The organism is Vibrio sp. FF145, from assembly GCF_041439075.1.
In the GTDB taxonomy this organism is placed as follows: domain Bacteria; phylum Pseudomonadota; class Gammaproteobacteria; order Enterobacterales; family Vibrionaceae; genus Vibrio; species Vibrio tasmaniensis_A.
The window spans coordinates 77,678-96,233 of the sequence record NZ_JBGONH010000009.1; the positions used below are offsets into that span (position 1 = coordinate 77,678).

Below are 18,556 nucleotides of genomic sequence, written 5' to 3' on the forward strand. Positions count from 1 at the left end.
GCAACAAAGAGCCGAAGGAATGTGAAATTCAGCCAAGAATAAGGCTCAAAATAGTAACTGAACTGGTGATTGTTTAAGATTGAGTAACGTGTCATTTTGCTTGTTTAATGCCGTAAAAGAAGTGTATTTGAATCGACGTCATTGTCCTTTGGTCGCGTACGATATTCACAAAAAGGCCCACGCTGTGTGGGCTTCATTATTTACAGTAGCTTGAGCTTACTTCAGAGCTAACTGGTCAGTAGTTTTTGTAGCTTATCCCTTAGTGTCTCAATATGAGTTCTTTCAGGTGTCTGTTCTTTACAGTGCTCAAGTATAAACTCGATAGAGCTCAGTACCGTTCGCCAGCGAGGCGTTTTCGGTAGAGTTTCTACACGTAGATATTTGTCTAGCGTTCTAGTTTGCAGGGTACTGCGGTCTAGGTAGACGCGCCACAAGCCACTCTTCTCTGCGAAGGCAAACTTGGTTTCCCCTGTAACAGACTCCCAGTAGATGATGGCATTAGTCATGACATCGACCAGCACTTCACGCATCAGCTCTTGTTTGTTTTTACCTTCACCGGTTGCTTTATCTGCAAGGCGAGTAAATTCACCGCCAAGCTCTTTCAGTTGTTGAAGTTTATCTTTGTCACCCTCAAAGGCGTAGCTTGAAAGTGCCTCAACCGCCGTTTCAAGGTTATTGACTCGGTTTGAGTTAACCCCACCACCAACATTAAAGATATACATGGTGTCGAGCCCTGAGCCTTCAGGTAGCTTAAGGATATCACTTGGTATGCGCTGACGAGTGTCGTCTATATAGATGTCAATATCACCACAGTAGTGAGCTTGTTCCACCTTAAGGTATTTAGGCGCAATGATCTCATCGGCCATAGAGCGTTTAAGCTGCTCTTGCCCGCGCCTAAATAGTTTTGCTGCAGCTTCGTTGGCAAATCGAATTCGTTGGTCATCACGAATACAGATGATGGCCTCAGGGGCTGATTCTAGCTGCTCTAGCAAGCGCCCTTGAGTTTCTAGCAGGTTCGCTTCAACCATGGCTCTGTGTTTAAGCTCCAGTTGCAATTGAGCATTCTCAAGACGTCTTTGCTCAGCTTTACTTGCTGATAAGTGAGCCGTAATTCGCGCCGCCAGCTCTTGTTTGTTGAACGGTTTAGACAAGTAATCGTTGGCACCAGCTTCAAAGCCACGAACACGGTCTTCTGCTTGATTAAGAGCTGTGAGCATGATGATTGGCAACTGTGCATGATCGTATTGCTTACGCAGTGCTTCACACACCTGATAGCCACTCATACCTGGCATCATAATATCGAGCAGAAGTAACTCTGGCTTCTCTTTCTCAATCAGTTCAATGGTTTCTGGGCCGTCACATGCGGTGCGCACTCGATAACCTTCCAATTTCAAGAAACTGTCTAGCACGCGTAAGTTTACTGGTTCATCGTCGGCGATAACCAGTAACGGACCGTCTGGATCTTCACTGATAACACTATTTTCTTGTTGGCTGTTATCAATTAAATCTGGCGCTTGGAAGTGCGAATAGCTTCCTGAATCACTGTAGTTATCCAATTCTTCTTGGGTGGCTAAAGGCAGGGTAAAGCTGAACGTCGTGCCAAGCATTGGTTGGCTACTTACGTACAGTGAACCGCCCATCAGTTCAATCAATTGACGACTTATCGACAACCCAAGCCCTGCACCTTGGCGATAGTTACTTGAGTCTTGTCCTGCTTGAATCAGTGGCTCAAAGATGTGTTCTAAGTATTCAGCAGGTATGCCTTGGCCTGTATCAACAACTTGTACACGAATGTTGTCGTCGATAACGCTTGCTGAGATAACAATTTTACCTTCTGATGTGTACTTGATGGCGTTGCCGACCAAGTTATACATCACTTGTTCTAATCGTTGAGGATCGGACGAAACCAACCCTAAATCACTGGGTACTTGGTTAATAATTCGGATTGGCTTATTGCCCAACAGATGATGAGACAATTCTAGTACCAAGCTGGTAGCAGCCGATAAATCAACAGCAGATTTATTTATGTCTAAACTGCCGTAGCGCATTTTGTGGTAATCAAGTAGATCATCGACCAGTGTTGCCAATCTCTGGCCACTATTGATGATGATATCCAACTGGTACTTCTGGTTGGCAGGAATAGGACCGTTTGCACCAGATATTAGCGCTTCAGCGATGCCTACCATGCCATGTAATGGCGTTCTCAATTCGTGTGATGTTGTTGCTAAGAATTCATCTTTAAGTTTGTTGGCCAGTTGCAACTCTTCATTTTGTTTTTGAATGGTCTTAAGGTTGTCCTCAAGCTCATCATTTTGGCTCTTAATGAGCAGCATCTTTTCACGAATCGAACGTTGCATTCTTTCGAAGCTTACCGCGAGGCGGCCTATCTCATCTTTTCGTTCAGTATTAATCATGGTTTCATCAAGGTCACCCGCAGAGACTTTCTCTGCTGCCCATGTGAGCTTGAGTAACGGTGATGTGATGAAGTTAGACAGATAATGGGATGCGACAAATACAAGAATAATCGCCGTCAACATCACGATCACAAAGATCTTTTCTAACTGATGAATACGGGCAAACGCTTCTTTCTCAGGAAGCTCGACGACCAGTGCCCAAGTCGCATATTTGAGCTCAATTGGAGTATATGCAGCGATGATCGCTTGATCCTGAGCGTTGTCGAAGGTGCCAACGGCTGTTTCTCCTGCTAGAGCTTTATCAACAACATCTAAACTCAGATTAATCGACTCTTGTGAATGGGCAAGGCTACGTGGCAGGTGATCATCGCCGACAAGCAAGGTTTGAATATTCGAACTCTTGTTGAGATCGGCAATAAGCTTAGTAATACCATTGATGGGTAGTCTAAACATGGCGTAACTGTGTAGGTAGCCCTGTTGAACGATAGGTGCGCCTAACCATGCGGTCTGTTTACCATTTTCGTCTTTAAAGTCAGAAACGATAACCGGCGTGTAGTCTTCGTTGGATTTGCGTTTGTCTTTTACGTCCTTTTCCAGGCGTTGAAAGGTTTTGCCGAGGTTTGCATCTTTGTACTTACCAGTCAGCAAGTTGGTGCCGTAGTCATCGCGCTTAAAAACTGAATAAGCGATGTTACCGTTAATGTCGACCAATAAAATGTCGTCAAAATCTGAACGCTTAAGCAGCTCTAAATAAGAGTTGTGGTAGCGCTTGTGCAATAGGCGATAACGCTCACTTCCTATGTAGCTACTGGACTCAGGAAGAATCGATGTTTTGATTTGATCGCCCGATCCTTGAATGTAGCGCTGCTGCGCATTAGCGCGTGCTTCGTCAATGTCTAACCCTAGGCGTTGGAATGCATTGATCAAACCATAGAATCGTCCGCCACTGGCATTGGCAAGCTCTGAGCGAACAAAACCCATCACTTGGGATTCTTGAGCTTGTAGGTAATCGACAATTTGCTGCTGTTTAGTATCACGGACGGAAACAAGGTGCGAAGTACTTTGTTCCTGAAGATCCTGACTGTGCGATTGGAGGAAAAATATCGCGATAAGTGTCACTGGGGTAATACTAAGGACAAGAAATGCCAGCATTAGGGTATTTTGAAGGCGCTTAAACTTCTGCTTACGATAGAATCTAAACATAAATTGGGTACTACTTTCCTTTGATGTACTGCTTGAAAGGGATGAAAACAAGTACAGAGAATAGAATTAACGGGTTCCAATTTAACGAAATTAACGAGTTTTTTTACTTTGACAAGTAAGTGGTATTTAAAGCGTGTGCAAAAGCTCATTTTTATGGGCTTTTGATAGAAATATGAACAGACAGCGCAGATATTGACCCTGCGCTGTGTTAGATAGGCTATTTGCTTGCGTGATAGATCGCGAATTTGGTGGTCTTATTTAGAGTCGCGCATTTTCCAAAAGCTTGCTCAATAATTGGAATGTATTTTAAAAAACTGTTCGCAACAATAATCATCTCACCAGAACGCTTCATGTGGTTAGGAGCCTGAGCAAGTAAGGTTTCAGTCGCACTGTAGCTTGTATCCAAACCAGAATGGAATGGTGGGTTACTGATGATGAATTGGTAATCTTTTGATGTGTCAGAGTAGACATCTGAGGCGAAGACATTACCTGTTAAACCATTCGCTTCTAGCGTTGCTTGGCTAGACGCCACGGCAAATGCACTGATGTCGCACATTTCCAGTTCGATATCAGGGTGACGAGATGCCATTACCGCGCCCAATACGCCTGCACCACAACCGAAATCCAGTACTTTACCTTTCAGTTTTGGCAGGGTATCAAGTAATAGTTGGCTACCAACATCAAATTGACCATGACTGAAGACGCCTGGAAGGCTTTTCACGGTTAGTGATTGCTCACCAATGTTAACCGTGTAGGTTTTAAACCACTCTTGCAGATTGAAGGCTGGTGGTTGCTCGAAGCATTGACCCCAGTAGAAAGAACAACGACGCGCTGAATCGTATTTCACGACTTTGCCGTAAGGAGCGAACATCTTCTCGATACTTTTAACACCGGAACGATTTTCGCCAACTACGACAATCTCGGTATCTTTACCTAGCTTGGCAAATAACATCGCCAGCAGAAATTCCGCTTCCGCTTTGGCCTTTGGCCAGTACAGCATCACTAAATCGGCCTTGGTCTCTTCGGTAAACTCCGCACCATAAAAACGTTGGATGGTGCTGCAGTCTTCTAATTGACGGTAGTAGCTGTAATTAGAAGTAAACACGGTGACTGATTCACAATGTTTCGCTAATTCAACAGGGAATAAGTCTTCTGCCTCACCTGCAACTAAAACATGTTTGCCTTCAAAGTAGGCGAGTTGACGTTGAGCAATTTGGCTTGGGGCAATATAAGCTGACATAGGACACTCTATTGAATCGTTAGCAAAAAATGAGGGCGGATTTTCGCATAATCCGCCCAAAGCTTGAAGTGTTTAATACGGGTTCGGCAACCAAGTTGCTGAACAGTTGATCAACTCTTGTCTTGCTGGTTTAAAAAGTCTTTAAACTCTTCATCGTAAATATTGAAAAGAACGATAGTAATAGCAAAGATCAGTGGGCCGTAGATAAGACCAATTAGGCCAAAAAGTTGAATACCACCCAACAGTGAGAAGAAGATCATTAGGGTATTCATGCCTGCACTGCCTTGCATCAGCAGCGGGCGCAGTAGGTTGTCAATTGAGCCAACAATCGCGACACAGTAAACCGTTAGGAAAATTGCCCACGTGGTATCACCGGTTAGGAATAAGTAGGTTGCGGCTGGGATCCAGATTAGAGCGGTACCGACCACGGGGATGAAAGAGGCAAAGCCCATCATAGTGCCCCAGAACAACCCAGGGAAACCAGCAATCCACATACCTAAACCACCCGCAAAACCTTGCGCTATTGCGGTTAAGAATGAGCCCATAACGGCAGACTTAGAAACTTGCTCAATCTCAGTGAGGAGCTTGTCTTCTTGGCTACGAGATAGCGGAAGAATATGACGAACCACACTGATGATTTTGTCGTGATCTCTTAATAAGAAGAACAGAACAAACAGCATCAAGAAGAAATCCATTAAGAAGTTGGTCGCATCCCCAAGGATTTTCGCACTGATACCAACCAGTTTAGAACCAAAACTTGTCGCGAATTCTCCGACTTTCTGTGCGATGGCTTGGGGCTCAATGTTGTCGAAAGGCAGGTAGTTATTCACAAACGACAGCGCTTTGACCACAAGTGGGTGTGCAAACAGAGTCTGAATACCGCCGTGTGTTACCCATTGGTAGGTGTTCTGAGAGAACAGAGAGCCTTGCTGAACAATTGCTGCGAATACTGCCAATAAAGGGATAACAATAATGAAAGTCAGAATCACACAAGACAGCAGAGAGACGATGTTTTCTTTATTCGGGAGCTTTTTTTCAAGCCACTCATGGATCGGGAACATCAATAGTGAAATGATAAAGGCCATCACGATTGAGTTGACGTACGGCTCTATAAGCAAGTAACAAGCATAAGCCGCCGCAAGTAGGGCAATGATGATCACCCAGTGGCTGGTATTGATTTTGAGTTTTTCTGACACGTTAATGGTCTCTATATTTGCGTTCTGAGTTTATAATGGCTGCAAAACAGAGAGTTAGCAATGAGGAGTTTTGATAATGGGATGCTGTAATAAAGATAAGAAATGCCAAGATGAAGAACAGCAAACAAAAAAAGAGATCCCTTGGTTCAGAATGTTCCTTGGCACCTTGATGTTGTTGGTTTTTCTTTTCTGGGAACGTTAGGCGTTTTTAGTTCAGTTTTAGCCTTAATCGAAGGGTAAATAATCTGTCATATTTGTGGTTAACGAGCGTGATGTATTAAAAAGGGCTGCATCTAATGCAGCCCTAAATTCAATCGGTTAGCGACTTATAAAGTGCTTTCGATTATTTGCTTTCAGCAGCAATGATCGCAAGAGAGCGGTCAGCAGCTTCTAGTGTTGCATCCAGTTCTTTTGAACCATGAGCAAGAGAAGTAAAGCTTGCTTCGAATGCTGAAGGTGCAAGGTAAACACCGTGATCTAACATTAAATGGAAGAAGCGCTTGAAGCGTTCTACATCACACTTAGTTACATCTTCGTAGCACGTTACCGTTTCTTGGTCTGTGAAGAAGAAACCAAACATACCGCCAACTTGGTGAACTAGCATAGGGATGCCGTGCTTGTCAGCAAGTTGCTTGAAGCCATTTGCCAACTGCTTAGTTTTAGACGCTAGACGCTTTTCGTTGCCTTCTTCTCTTAGAAGATTCAAACATGCGTAGCCAGCAGCCATTGCAACAGGGTTACCTGAAAGCGTACCTGCTTGGTAAACAGGCCCCGTTGGTGCGATGTATTGCATCACGTCTTTACGACCACCAAAAGCACCCACTGGCATGCCGCCGCCAATCACTTTACCAAGACACGTTAAGTCTGGCTTGATGTTGTAGTAAGCCTGAGCACAACCTTCAGCAACGCGGAAACCTGTCATTACTTCATCAAAGATTAGCAATGCACCTTCTTGATCACAGATCTCACGTAGACCTTCGTGGAAGCCTTCTACTGGTGGGATACAGTTCATGTTGCCCGCGACAGGCTCAACGATGATACACGCGATCTCACCTTTGTTTGCTGCGAAGATTTCACGTACTGAATCTAGATTATTGAAAGTTGCAGTTAGCGTTAGTTTCGCAAAATCAGCCGGTACGCCTGGAGAGCTTGGTTGACCTAAAGTCAGTGCGCCAGAACCTGCTTTTACAAGTAGGCTGTCTGCGTGACCGTGGTAACAACCTTCAAACTTAAGGATTTTGTCACGACCAGTAAAGCCACGAGCGAGACGAATCGCACTCATTGTTGCTTCTGTACCTGAGCTCACCATACGCAGCTGTTCCATTGATGGAACCATCTCAGATACAAGTTCAGCCATCTTGATTTCAGTTTCGGTTGGAGCACCAAAGCTAAGGCCGCGTTGAGCTGCTGCAATAACAGCGTCACGAATAACAACGTGGTTGTGACCAAGGATCATTGGACCCCAAGAGCCAACGTAATCGATATATGCTTTACCATCAGCATCAAAAATAAGTGGGCCATCAGCGCGTTCAACGAAGATAGGAGAACCACCTACGCCATTGAATGCACGAACTGGAGAGTTTACGCCACCAGGAATAGTTTGCTGTGCTTTTTCGTACAGCTCTGCTGATTTGGTCATTGATATATCCTCTTTTGACTGTCGGACCAATTGGCACGCATTGTACCTATCCGGAATCCAACTAGGAATGCCTTCGCTGATATAATCACCCGAATCTGGTTGTTTTGTGTGGTTACGCGTTTTAATTGTCAGATATTAGCGAGTTTACAGTAGTAAAAGGAACGATCCTGTGGTGAATACTTGAACGTTTCAGTCAGGTATTAGATAATCACCAGAATATAAGAAAATACTCAACAACTATGGTCTCGATTTAGATTTGTATCATGTTGTTTTTGACACAGGTAAGAGAGGTTGTCGTGAGCGAAGTAAATATCCCATTGTCCTTTTCTGATGCAGCAGCTACCCGCGTACAAACGCTAATTGCTGAAGAAGAAAACCCAGAGCTAAAACTGCGTGTATACATTACAGGCGGCGGTTGTAGTGGCTTCCAGTACGGCTTCACATTTGATGAAAAAGTAAATGATGGCGACACTACCATTGTAAATAGCGGTGTGACGCTGGTTGTTGACCCAATGAGCCTACAGTACTTAATGGGCGGCATGGTTGATTACACTGAAGGCCTAGAAGGCGCACGTTTCTTTGTGAACAACCCGAACGCGACAACAACATGTGGTTGTGGCGCATCATTTAGCGTTTAGCGTGCACTGAAAGGTAGCTTGAACGGAAAGCTACATTAGAAATATTTTAAACGCCGAGCCAATGCTCGGTGTTTTTGTTTGTAAAAAATACACCATACAAAACAGACAGTAAGTCGACTTATTCTAGGCATGTACGCCAAGGTTAATTTGGGTGGTTATATTTAAGCTCTACTTCATTCATTTGTTTTATAGTAAACGCCATATTTTTTAAACTGTCGATAGCGTCCAACTTCGTTGGCTGTGGGTCTGTTAAGGTTACCTCTGTGCATCAGGATGTTGCATATGACGGTGTTAAGCTAATTAGCGCGCCTTAATCACATCGGACAAAAGGATTTGCTATGCCCACTCTATTTTCTAACTCTCCATTTTTTCAGAAACTGAAGCAGCCGTGGTTGGTTTCTCTGGTTCTAGTTGTACTGTTGTCGATTTGGCTTGGTTTAGGAGTGGGGCAAGCGGAAGAGTCACCAGCAAAAAAAGCGACAGAAATTCCGCTGGCTAAGGTTTCCTTTCAAACATTCACTTCATCCCCCACCTTTAAAACCATAGATCTTTATGGTCGCACAGCACCCGATAGGCATGCTCGATTGGGAGCGGAAGTCGCGGGCAAGATTGTTAGGTTGAACGTTGTGAAAGGCGATACGGTTAAAGTAGGGCAAGCCATTGCTCAGATAGATAAAGGTGACTTAGAGATTCAGCTAGAGCGAGCTTCGGCTTTATATCGATTGAAGCAGAAAGAATTTAAGGCGGCGCAGTCGCTGAAAAAAAGAGGGCTGCAAGGCGAGATAGCCTACACCACAGCTGAGGCTTCGTTAACTGAAGCGAAGGCTATGAAGCGTAATGCTGAACTGGCTCTAAAAAATACAGTCATCACATCGCCTTTCTCCGGTGTGGTTCAAGATTTGATGGTGGAGCTCGGTGATTTCGTTGGTGTTGGCGATCCTGTTGCTGGCGTGATTGACCTCGATCCTTTGGTTATTGAGGCCGATGTCAGTGAGCGTCATATCCAGCATTTGCTAGTCAATCAATCAGCTTTGGTTCGCCTGTTAGGGAGAGAAGAAGCGGAAGGTCGGCTGCGTTACGTCTCTCGAATCTCTTCTGCCTCAACCAATACCTTCCCTATTGAGATTGAAATCGACAACTCAGATGGCCTGTTACCTGCGGGTGTTAGTGCTGAAGTCACCCTTAATCTAGAAACAAGAGACGCTATCAAAGTGACGCCTGCCATGTTGGCACTGGATGAGGCCGGTAATCTTGGGGTCAAAACTTTGGTTTCAATTGACGACTCACCAATCGTGAAATTTGTCGGCATTCAACTGGTGAAAGCTGAGCAAGATGGAGTGTGGCTGACGGGGTTAGGTCAGCGTGTCGATATCATCACTGTGGGGCAAGGTTTTGTTCGTGATGGTGACTCGGTGATTGCTGTTGAGCAAGGTGTTGAACTCTCTAACGTAACTGCAGAGTAGGAGATAACCGATGTATTCAATTATTGATGCAGCCTTGTCTCGCGCTCGAACAATGCTCTCTCTTTTGGCACTCATATTGGTCGCAGGTGTCGTTACCTATATCACGATCCCCAAAGAATCGAGCCCCGACATTACCATCCCGATTATCTACGTTTCTATTGGTCACCAAGGTATTTCGCCAACCGATGCAGAACGCTTATTGGTTAGACCGATAGAACAAGAGCTGAGGTCGATTGAAGGCGTAAAAGAGATGACCGCAACCGCAGCAGAAGGCCACGCCTCAGTTGTGTTGGAGTTTAATGTTGGCGTTGATCTCACCAAAGCGATGGCTGATGTGCGTGATGCTGTCGATTTAGCCAAACCAAAATTACCAGAAGACAGTGATGAGCCGACCGTGAATGAGGTGACGCTCGCGTCTGAGCAGCCAGTGTTGTCAGTTGTTCTATTCGGTACCGTTCCTGAGCGCACCATAGTGCAAATTGCCCGAGAGCTTGGAGACAAATTAGAAAGCTATCGCCAAATCCTTGAAGTCGATATTGCGGGCGATCGCGATGACATTGTCGAGATCATTGTCGATCCATTATTGATGGAGAGCTACAGCTTAGATCAAGCGGATATCTATAATCTGATCGCTCTGAACAATCGAGTGGTTGCCGCTGGTTTTGTTGACACTGGCTACGGACGTTTCTCTGTCAAAGTCCCTTCGGTGTTTAACTCTTTAAAAGACGTGCTCGAGTTGCCTATTAAAGTGGATGGCAAGCAGGTGGTCACTTTCGGCGATGTCGCTACGGTTCGTCGAGCGTTTCGAGATCCTGAAAGCTTTGCTCGTTTAGATGGCAAATCTGCGGTGGTGTTGGATATCAAGAAGCGTGCAGGCGAAAACATCATCGAAACGGTTGAGCTAGTCAAAGCAGTAATGGCAGGTGCTCAACAACAAGCGGAATGGCCAAATAACCTGTTGGTTAAATACACTTGGGATGAATCTAAAGACGTGAAGATCATGCTCAACGATCTTCAAAACAATATCTTATCCGCCATTATTCTGGTGGTGATCGTTATCATCGCCATTCTTGGTGTTCGAACCGCGTTATTGGTTGGAATTTCAATACCTGGATCATTCCTCACGGGATTATTGGTGTTGTCTGTGTTTGGTCTAACCGTCAACATTGTGGTTCTGTTCTCTTTGATCATGGCCGTTGGTATGTTGGTCGACGGCGCAATTGTTGTTACCGAGTTTGCCGATAGGCGAATGCAAGAAGGTGAAGGTAGAAAAGAAGCTTACCGAGACGCAGCGAAACGGATGGCGTGGCCGATAACCGCATCGACAGCGACAACCTTAGCTGCATTTGCTCCGTTACTGTTTTGGCCTGATGTGACAGGCGAATTCATGAAGTTTCTGCCACTAACACTGATTGCAACGCTAACCGCTTCATTGATTATGGCGTTGTTGTTTGTACCGGTATTAGGTGGCTTGATTGGCAAACCTCAATACGTATCGCCCAAGAGCCAAGCTCGAATGGTGGCACTGCATAATGGTGATTTTTCACAAGCAACGGGCTTAACCAAGGCGTATTACCACACGCTTTCGATTGCGATTAAGCACCCCTTTAAGATTCTGTTCAGTGCGATATTGCTCGCGGTTGCAGTTGGTTTTACTTACTCCAAAGCGGGCCTAGGTGCAGAGTTCTTCCCTGAGGTTGATCCACCATTCTTTAATGTCAAAGTTCGCTCGCATGGTGATCTTTCTATTCAAGAAAAAGATGACATCATGCGCGATATTGAGCAAATGATGCTTAATCATGATGAGTTCGATACTGTTTACACACGCACGGGTGGGGACGACCAGATTGGCTTGATCTCGATTACTCCTGTTGATTGGCAATATCGTCGTAGTGTTAAAGCGATTATTGATGAGTTAAAGGCACAAACTGATCAATACGCTGGGGTCGAGATTGAATATAAGTTTCCAGATGCAGGGCCTCCGGTTGAAAATGATTTAGTGATTGAGCTGTCAGCAACAACACCAGAACAGCTGAATCAGGCTGCAAAAATTGTAAGAAACTGGGCGGATGGTAATCAAGCTCTGACTAACATCAGTGATACTGCAAGCAAAGATGGCATTGATTGGAAAGTGGATATTCGCCGAGACGATGCCGCACGCTTTTCCGCTGATGCGACCTTGGTGGGTAATACCGTTCAATTCGTTACCAATGGTCTCAAGATTGGTGATTACCTGCCTGATGACTCATCAGAAGAGGTCGATATCTTGGTGCGTTACCCTAATGATAAAAGAGATATCGGACGCTTTGACCAGTTGAGAGTCAAAACACCTGCTGGCTTGGTGCCGATCACCAACTTTGCTCAGATTGTTCCCGACCACAAGCAAGATACGATTAAACGCCTCGATGGTAAGCGCGTAGTGAACATCATGGCGGATATGGAAGAGGACTATAACCTTGCCCTCGAACTGCCAAAGATTGAGCAAGCGTTAAGTGAATTGGGGCTACCGAGTAGCGTAGAATTTCGTATCCGTGGTCAAAATGAAGAGCAAGAAAACTCTTCTGCCTTCTTACAAAGTGCATTCATGGTTGCACTGGCGGTAATGGCGTTGATTTTGATTACTCAGTTTAATAGTTTCTATCAAGCATTCCTGATTCTGAGTGCGGTGCTGTTCTCAACGGTTGGTGTGTTCGTTGGTCTGCTTATCTTCCAACGTCCGTTTGGTATCGTGATGTCCGGTATTGGAGTGATTGCACTGGCAGGTATAGTGGTAAACAACAATATCGTGCTGATTGATACCTATAATCAGCTAATCAAAAGAGGCTTAGATAAGCGCGATGCAATTCTGAGAACCGGTGTTCAGCGTTTAAGGCCTGTAATGCTGACTACAGTGACTACGATCTTAGGCTTGATGCCGATGGTATTAGAGATGAACATTGATCTGATTAACCAAAAAATAGAGTTTGGCGCGCCGAGTACCCAATGGTGGTCGCAACTCGCTACGGCGATTGCTGGAGGGTTGGCATTTGCAACGGTACTAACCTTGGTGCTGACGCCTTGTCTATTAATGCTAGGGCGAGATAAGAAGCCTGAAAAATAGTAGATACAGTGGTTCGATGAACATAAAAAAGAGCGCCTTGGTGGGCGCTCTTTTCGTTGGTTTATAGGGCTCTTAACCTAATTGGTATCTAGTTGCCTAATTAGTCGCTAGTAACTGGCCGTATCGCTCAAGGTTATTCAGTCGAATCTCTGAGTTGGCAATAAAGGTTGCTTTTGCTTTACCGGTTAACGACTTAGATTGCGGTAATTTCACGGTTCGCGCATTTTTATGTACGCCATTGACCAAGAATTCATAGTGTAAGTGCGGGCCAGTCACACGGCCTGTACCGCCCAAAGTACCAATGGTTTGGCCTTGTTTTACGCGCTGACCTGTTTTCACCATACGTCGCTTCATATGCAGGTATTTAGTGATATAGGTGTTGCTGTGGCGAATGAACACGTAGTTACCATTGAATTGGTTGTAACCCGATTTCTGAACAATACCGTCACCGGCTGCCCAGATAGGTGTGCCAACAGGGGCTGCGTAGTCGGTGCCTCGGTGAGCTCGAACCTTACCGGTTACTGGGTGTTTTCTACGAGGGTTAAAGTTCGATGTTACACGGCGAAAATCAATCGGTGAGCGCAAGAAGGCTTTCTTCATAGCACGACCATTTTCATCGAAGTAGTTGCCGCTTCTATCATCTAATACCGCGGTAAATGAATCACCTTGGTTTTTGAATACTGCCGCCATGATCTTGCCGCGACCAATCACTTCGCCTTCAACGACTTTCTCTTGGTACAAAATCTTAAAGCTGTCGTTGTTGCGAATATCCAACGCAAAGTCGATATCCCAACCGAAGATGCCCGCCAGTTCCATAATTTGGTTTGCAGTTAGGCCTGCATTGACGCCGGCGTTCCAGAAGTTAGACGTGATGTTGGCTTCGGCATAGTTGTATTGGTAGGCCACTTCCTTTTTGTCGAAGCTAGAGGAGAATGAATCGCCAGACTTAGTGATCTGGAAGCTTTCAAACGCACTAAGTTGTCGCTTCAACTGAATAAGGTCGTTGTTTTCATCAAAGCCGAATTGTAATACGTCGCCAGGTCTTAGATTGGACAGCTGCTTTTTAATATCGTTGTTGGTATTGAGTAGAGTGATCAGTAAACGGTATGAAAGGCCAATACGTTCAAATAAAACAGAGGTGCTTTCGCCAGAGCGAACGGTGTATTTCTCCCATTTGAGTACTGCCGTCGGTGGTGCGTCACTTGAGCTAACAAGTGCTGATGCACTGATCGTCAGTGGGTAGTGTTTTCCAACGACTAAAGCTCCCGTATCGTCACGTAAGCTGTTGACGTCGGGGAGTAAGAAAATAGCGATAAAAATTACGGCACTAAAAAATGCGATAAATGCCCGGTGCAAAATGGGAAGGCGTGCAAAAATAGACAACATGTTCCGGTTCGTTCTGTAAATATTATGAAAATAGACGACGGAATAGTGTAACTGGTTTCAAAATACATCGCTATTCAAGTAAGATGTCTAATTATTATATTTTTGCCAAATCTGTGGGAGTGAACAAGAATGGCGAGTATTGAAGCTGCACTAGCCGAGATCAAACGTGGCGTAGAAGAACTGATTCCAGAAGACGAACTGATTGCGAAACTAAAAGAAGGTCGTCCTTTACGCATTAAACTGGGTGCCGATCCAACCGCTCCAGATATCCACCTAGGCCATACGGTTATCTTTAACAAGCTTCGTGCTTTCCAAGAGCTTGGTCATGAAGTGACGTTCCTTATCGGTGATTTCACAGCAATGGTTGGTGATCCATCAGGTAAGAACTCAACACGTCCACCGCTAAGCCGTGAAGACGTATTGAAGAATGCTGAAACTTACAAAGAGCAAGTATTCAAGATTCTAGATCCTGCGAAAACGCAAATTCGTTTCAACTCTGAGTGGTTATCTGAACTTGGTGCAGAAGGCATGATTCGTCTTGCTTCTAACCAAACTGTTGCTCGTATGCTTGAACGTGATGACTTTAAAAAGCGTTACGCTGGTGGTCAACCGATCGCAATCCACGAATTCATGTACCCACTTCTTCAAGGTCACGACTCTGTTGCACTAGAGAGCGATGTTGAGCTTGGCGGTACTGACCAGAAGTTTAACCTTCTTATGGGGCGTGAACTGCAAAAAGCAGCAGGTCAAAAACCACAAGCGGTGCTGATGATGCCACTACTTGTTGGTCTAGACGGCGTTAAGAAGATGTCTAAGTCTGCGCACAACTACATCGGTATCAGCGAAGCACCAAGCGAGATGTTTGGTAAGATCATGTCTATCTCTGACGATCTAATGTGGAGCTACTACGAGCTACTGTCTTTCCGTCCTCTTGAAGAAGTTGCGGAACTGAAAGCTGGCGTTGAGGCGGGCAAAAACCCTCGTGACGTGAAAGTACTTCTTGCTAAAGAGATCATTGCTCGTTTCCACAGCGAAGCAGATGCTGAAGCGGCTGAGCAAGAGTTCGTTAACCGTTTTGCTAAGAACCAAGTTCCTGATGAAATGCCTGAATTTGAATTCGAAGCAGGCCTACCAATTGCGAACGTTCTAAAGGAAGCAGGTCTTGTAAACTCGACTTCTGATGCGATGCGTATGATCAAGCAAGGCGCAGCTAAGCTTGAAGGCGAGAAGATTGAAGACAGCAAATTGGTACCTGAAGCAGGTACTGCGGTCTACCAAGTAGGTAAGCGTAAGTTTGCTCGTATTACTATTAAGTAATATTAAATCTCAATGATTTATAGAAAAGGCATCTTCGGATGCCTTTTTTATGGGCCCCTATTTATTGCCCCTTATTTATTGACAGAAAGTTGACGAAGAATTTTTTACAGGATTGCTACACTATGCGCGCTGTCGAGCTGACAGTAATTTTGGAGATTTTTATGAACAATACCGACCATCCTCCTAGTTTGAATGGAGAAGAATAACTCGTCTCGGTATTGATCTATTGTCCTGCCGTTCGGGTAGGGTATCTGTTTTCCCCTCATTCTTTTCCACACTCTAGATTCTAACAAGTAGACACATCAGTGCTTTAAGCTCTTGGTGCGCTTAGTTTATATTCTTGATGTATATAGCTATACGCTCTTGGTGTACACCGCTTTACACTCTCGGGGTACTCTCTATAGGCTACTTGTTTTGATGGTCGTTACCTTTGCCAATCGGGAGATTCGCCATGACGGTAATGAACAACACTTTTTTATCTATTGAAGCTCTGTACTCAGAGCAAGACATCCAAGCTGTATCGAATGCCTTTCAACAGTATGGGCGTGAGCAACAAATTAACCTTTTAAACCGAATGCCACTTGAAGATGCGGTGTTAGTGCTTGGGCAATGCTCTCTTAGTACGATTCAGACTTTACTTAGTGAGCTAGAAGAGCAGGGCTTTGAGAAGCGCTCTCGACATCTAGCTCACCAACTAGGGCTGATCTACTCAGAGGTTGAACCTCAACAAGGTTACCTTTCAACTGGAGTGCTTAGCCATGTTAGGCAGCGTATCGGTTGGATTATTGCCTTAGCACTGCTAGGCATTGTCTCTGGGCTTATCATTGCTCAGTATGAAGACATTCTTAGCCAGCTAGTACTTCTAGCGATCTATATGCCGGTAATCGCTGCCGCGGGTGGCAACACAGGAACACAAGCTGCGACTTTGGTCATTAGAGCCTTAGCCACAGGGGAATTAAAGAAACGCCAGTGGGCCAACGTTCTATGGAAAGAGCTTAGAGTCGCAATTTGCTTAGCTCTTGCGATCGCCTTAGTGATGATTGGCCGAATCTTATTATTCAGTGACAACCAGTCAACGGGTGGTTACGACATTAATATGATTGCTTACGCGATTGCTGTTGCTCTGTTTATTCAAGTGACCATATCAACTGTACTCGGCGGCGGGTTACCGATAGTCGCTCGATTCTTCAAACTTGATCCTGCTGTGTTAGTGAGCCCTGTACTGGCTTCGATAGTGGATATCTCTGGAATGTGGATCTACTTCACTGTGGTTAATTCATTCTTAGGGATCGCTTAGCATTTATAAAAATAGCTAAAAGCACCTTATGAGACAAAAATGGCGCTGAAGATTCAAGATCTTCAGCGCCATTTTTATTGCTTAAGTAGAAGCTTAAACAGAGTTGAACATTACTTAGGTTTGCTCTGTGTTTGACTGAATTCAACTACATCTGTGTAGAAAGCTCGTTCAAACTGGGTGATGGGTGCTTCTACTGGTTTTTCTGGATCTGGTGTGTCAGGAAAGTAATCACGGACAAACTGTACAAATAGAGAGTTTGGTTTTCCCGCTTTATCTAAACCAAAGCCTGCCATGTTGTAGCTCCCATACAAAGAACCACTTTTGGCAATAATGTTGCCTTGGATTGGTGCTTTTCGCATGCTTTGACGGTAGTTGAGCGTGCCATCAGTGCCAGATGTAGGCATAGCCTCAATCAGGTTGAGCTGTTTATCGTTCTCCCAGATATAACGAAGCACCTGAGCCATGGTTTGCGAGGTCATGCGATTATTTCTGGATAGCCCTGAACCATCGACCAACTGTGTTTTGCTTAGGTCAATATTGGCTTTGGTCAGTAATATCTGCTTTATCGCTTCAGTGCCGTTATTAAAACTGCCCGGTTGAACATAAAATGTCGCACCCAGCGTTTTAGTTAGATTGTCAGCGATCAGGTTGTCTGATTTCTTGAGCATGATATTGAGCAGTTCGGGAAGTTTCTCTGAGCTGTGACTTGCGATTAACGTGCTTTTGCCTGATTTATCTTTTTTACCAACGACCACATTGCCTTTTACTTCAATTCTCAGTTCTTTAAGAATCGATGTAACGACTTGATAGGTGTAAAGCTCTGGATTTTGAATCGCGAACTTGAGCGGCAGTGGTTTCTTACGCTCAACTAAGCAACCAGAGAGCTTGTAAGTGTTGTCTGGTGTCGTTATGAGCTCCAAGTCGCATTGTGTTGCCTTCTGCCCAGAGCGCGTTACCGTGGCGGCAGTAGTTGTCACGTCTATTGGGTAATGAGCTGGGATATATACGCGTGTTGTACCGTTATCTTTTGTATAAATAGAGGCTTGTGCGCAGTTACTGTCTAAGGTCATTGCACTAGAGGGAGCGCTGTAACAAACGCCTAAAATGTCCCAAGGCCAACCAACCGCTCGTTGATAGCCAGTAAAACCTGAGTTATCGAGGTATAAGTTGCCCTTGATTGTTTTAGATTGCGACTTAGCATATTGATATAAAAGGTTTTTTAGATGCTCTCTTTGTAGTGTTGGGTCACCACTGAATGCGATCACGACATCTTTATTAGAACGCGCAATGCTGGTCGTGTAGTTAAAATTATCTCCTAACTCCAATTTGGCTGCCAAAGCGGTGACTAGCTTTAACGTACTGGCGGGTGGGTAAAAGCCATCGCTATTGGTGTTCAACTCACTCGAATCATCACTCAATGACTTCAGTATCAAGCTTGTGCTACTGCCATCGGGCAGTTTATCTAGAGGGAGGTATTCGAAAGCACTAATTGAATAACTACACAGTGACAAACCACATAGGAGTAAACTGGATAGAAGGCGCATAGAAGATTTTCTTGGATGACTGATGTTTTCAGTATACAGATATAAAAAACGCCCGCTATAGAGCCAACACCTATCATTTAAGGTGTTTAGATCGCACAGTGTAGCGAGTCTTACTAAAA

Annotated in this window: 11 protein-coding genes; 5 read left to right on the forward strand and 6 right to left on the reverse strand. The window is 44.8% G+C overall.

What is annotated here, in order from left to right; all coding sequences use genetic code 11:
- Positions 1–227: 227 nt before the first annotated feature.
- The 4 genes from ACED42_RS05530 to hemL all read right to left on the reverse strand — a co-directional run bounded on the left by ACED42_RS05530 (position 228) and on the right by hemL (position 7,692).
- A complete protein-coding gene (locus ACED42_RS05530) occupies positions 228–3,617 on the reverse strand; it encodes a response regulator (RefSeq protein ID WP_371701757.1) in 3,390 nt (1,129 codons plus the stop codon).
- 217 nt (positions 3,618–3,834) lie between these two features.
- Positions 3,835–4,857, reverse strand: a complete 1,023-nt coding sequence (rsmC, locus tag ACED42_RS05535; protein WP_371701759.1) for a 16S rRNA (guanine(1207)-N(2))-methyltransferase RsmC — start codon at positions 4,855–4,857, stop codon at positions 3,835–3,837.
- Between the two features lie 110 nt (positions 4,858–4,967).
- On the reverse strand, positions 4,968–6,053 hold the full coding sequence (locus ACED42_RS05540; protein WP_004734536.1) for an AI-2E family transporter: 1,086 nt from the start codon (positions 6,051–6,053) through the stop codon (positions 4,968–4,970).
- A 343-nt stretch (positions 6,054–6,396) separates the two neighbouring features.
- Positions 6,397–7,692, reverse strand: coding sequence for a glutamate-1-semialdehyde 2,1-aminomutase (hemL, locus tag ACED42_RS05545; RefSeq protein ID WP_012604713.1), 1,296 nt, complete (start codon positions 7,690–7,692; stop codon positions 6,397–6,399).
- A 296-nt stretch (positions 7,693–7,988) separates the two neighbouring features.
- Between hemL and erpA the strand changes: the two genes are divergently transcribed.
- The 3 genes from erpA (at position 7,989) to ACED42_RS05560 (ending at position 12,893) form a co-directional block, all read left to right on the forward strand.
- Positions 7,989–8,330: an iron-sulfur cluster insertion protein ErpA gene (erpA, locus tag ACED42_RS05550; RefSeq protein ID WP_004734539.1), complete on the forward strand. Its 342-nt coding sequence runs from the start codon at positions 7,989–7,991 to the stop codon at positions 8,328–8,330.
- A gap of 338 nt (positions 8,331–8,668) precedes the next feature.
- Positions 8,669–9,793, forward strand: coding sequence for an efflux RND transporter periplasmic adaptor subunit (locus tag ACED42_RS05555; protein ID WP_012604711.1), 1,125 nt, complete (start codon positions 8,669–8,671; stop codon positions 9,791–9,793).
- A gap of 10 nt (positions 9,794–9,803) precedes the next feature.
- Positions 9,804–12,893, forward strand: a complete 3,090-nt coding sequence (locus tag ACED42_RS05560) for an efflux RND transporter permease subunit (protein WP_371701761.1) — start codon at positions 9,804–9,806, stop codon at positions 12,891–12,893.
- A 96-nt stretch (positions 12,894–12,989) separates the two neighbouring features.
- Here ACED42_RS05560 and ACED42_RS05565 read toward each other — a convergent pair whose 3' ends face one another.
- On the reverse strand, positions 12,990–14,279 hold the full coding sequence (locus ACED42_RS05565) for a peptidoglycan DD-metalloendopeptidase family protein (RefSeq protein ID WP_371701763.1): 1,290 nt from the start codon (positions 14,277–14,279) through the stop codon (positions 12,990–12,992).
- A gap of 129 nt (positions 14,280–14,408) precedes the next feature.
- Here ACED42_RS05565 and tyrS point away from each other — a divergent pair, with 129 nt between their 5' ends.
- Together tyrS and ACED42_RS05575 are read left to right on the forward strand one after the other, a co-directional pair.
- Positions 14,409–15,596 carry a tyrosine--tRNA ligase gene (tyrS, locus tag ACED42_RS05570; RefSeq protein WP_135384165.1) on the forward strand — a complete coding sequence of 396 codons (1,188 nt, stop codon included), beginning with the start codon at positions 14,409–14,411 and terminating at the stop codon, positions 15,594–15,596.
- Positions 15,597–16,047: 451 nt separating this feature from the next.
- Positions 16,048–16,893 (forward strand): magnesium transporter, encoded by an 846-nt coding sequence (locus ACED42_RS05575; protein WP_009847552.1) that lies wholly within the window; start codon positions 16,048–16,050, stop codon positions 16,891–16,893.
- A gap of 110 nt (positions 16,894–17,003) precedes the next feature.
- Here the strand turns inward: ACED42_RS05575 and dacB are convergent, their stop codons facing one another.
- The gene (dacB, locus tag ACED42_RS05580) at positions 17,004–18,437 is read right to left on the reverse strand and encodes a serine-type D-Ala-D-Ala carboxypeptidase (RefSeq protein WP_371701765.1); all 1,434 of its coding nucleotides are present in this window, start codon (positions 18,435–18,437) and stop codon (positions 17,004–17,006) included.
- Between the last annotated feature and the right edge of the window lie 119 nt (positions 18,438–18,556).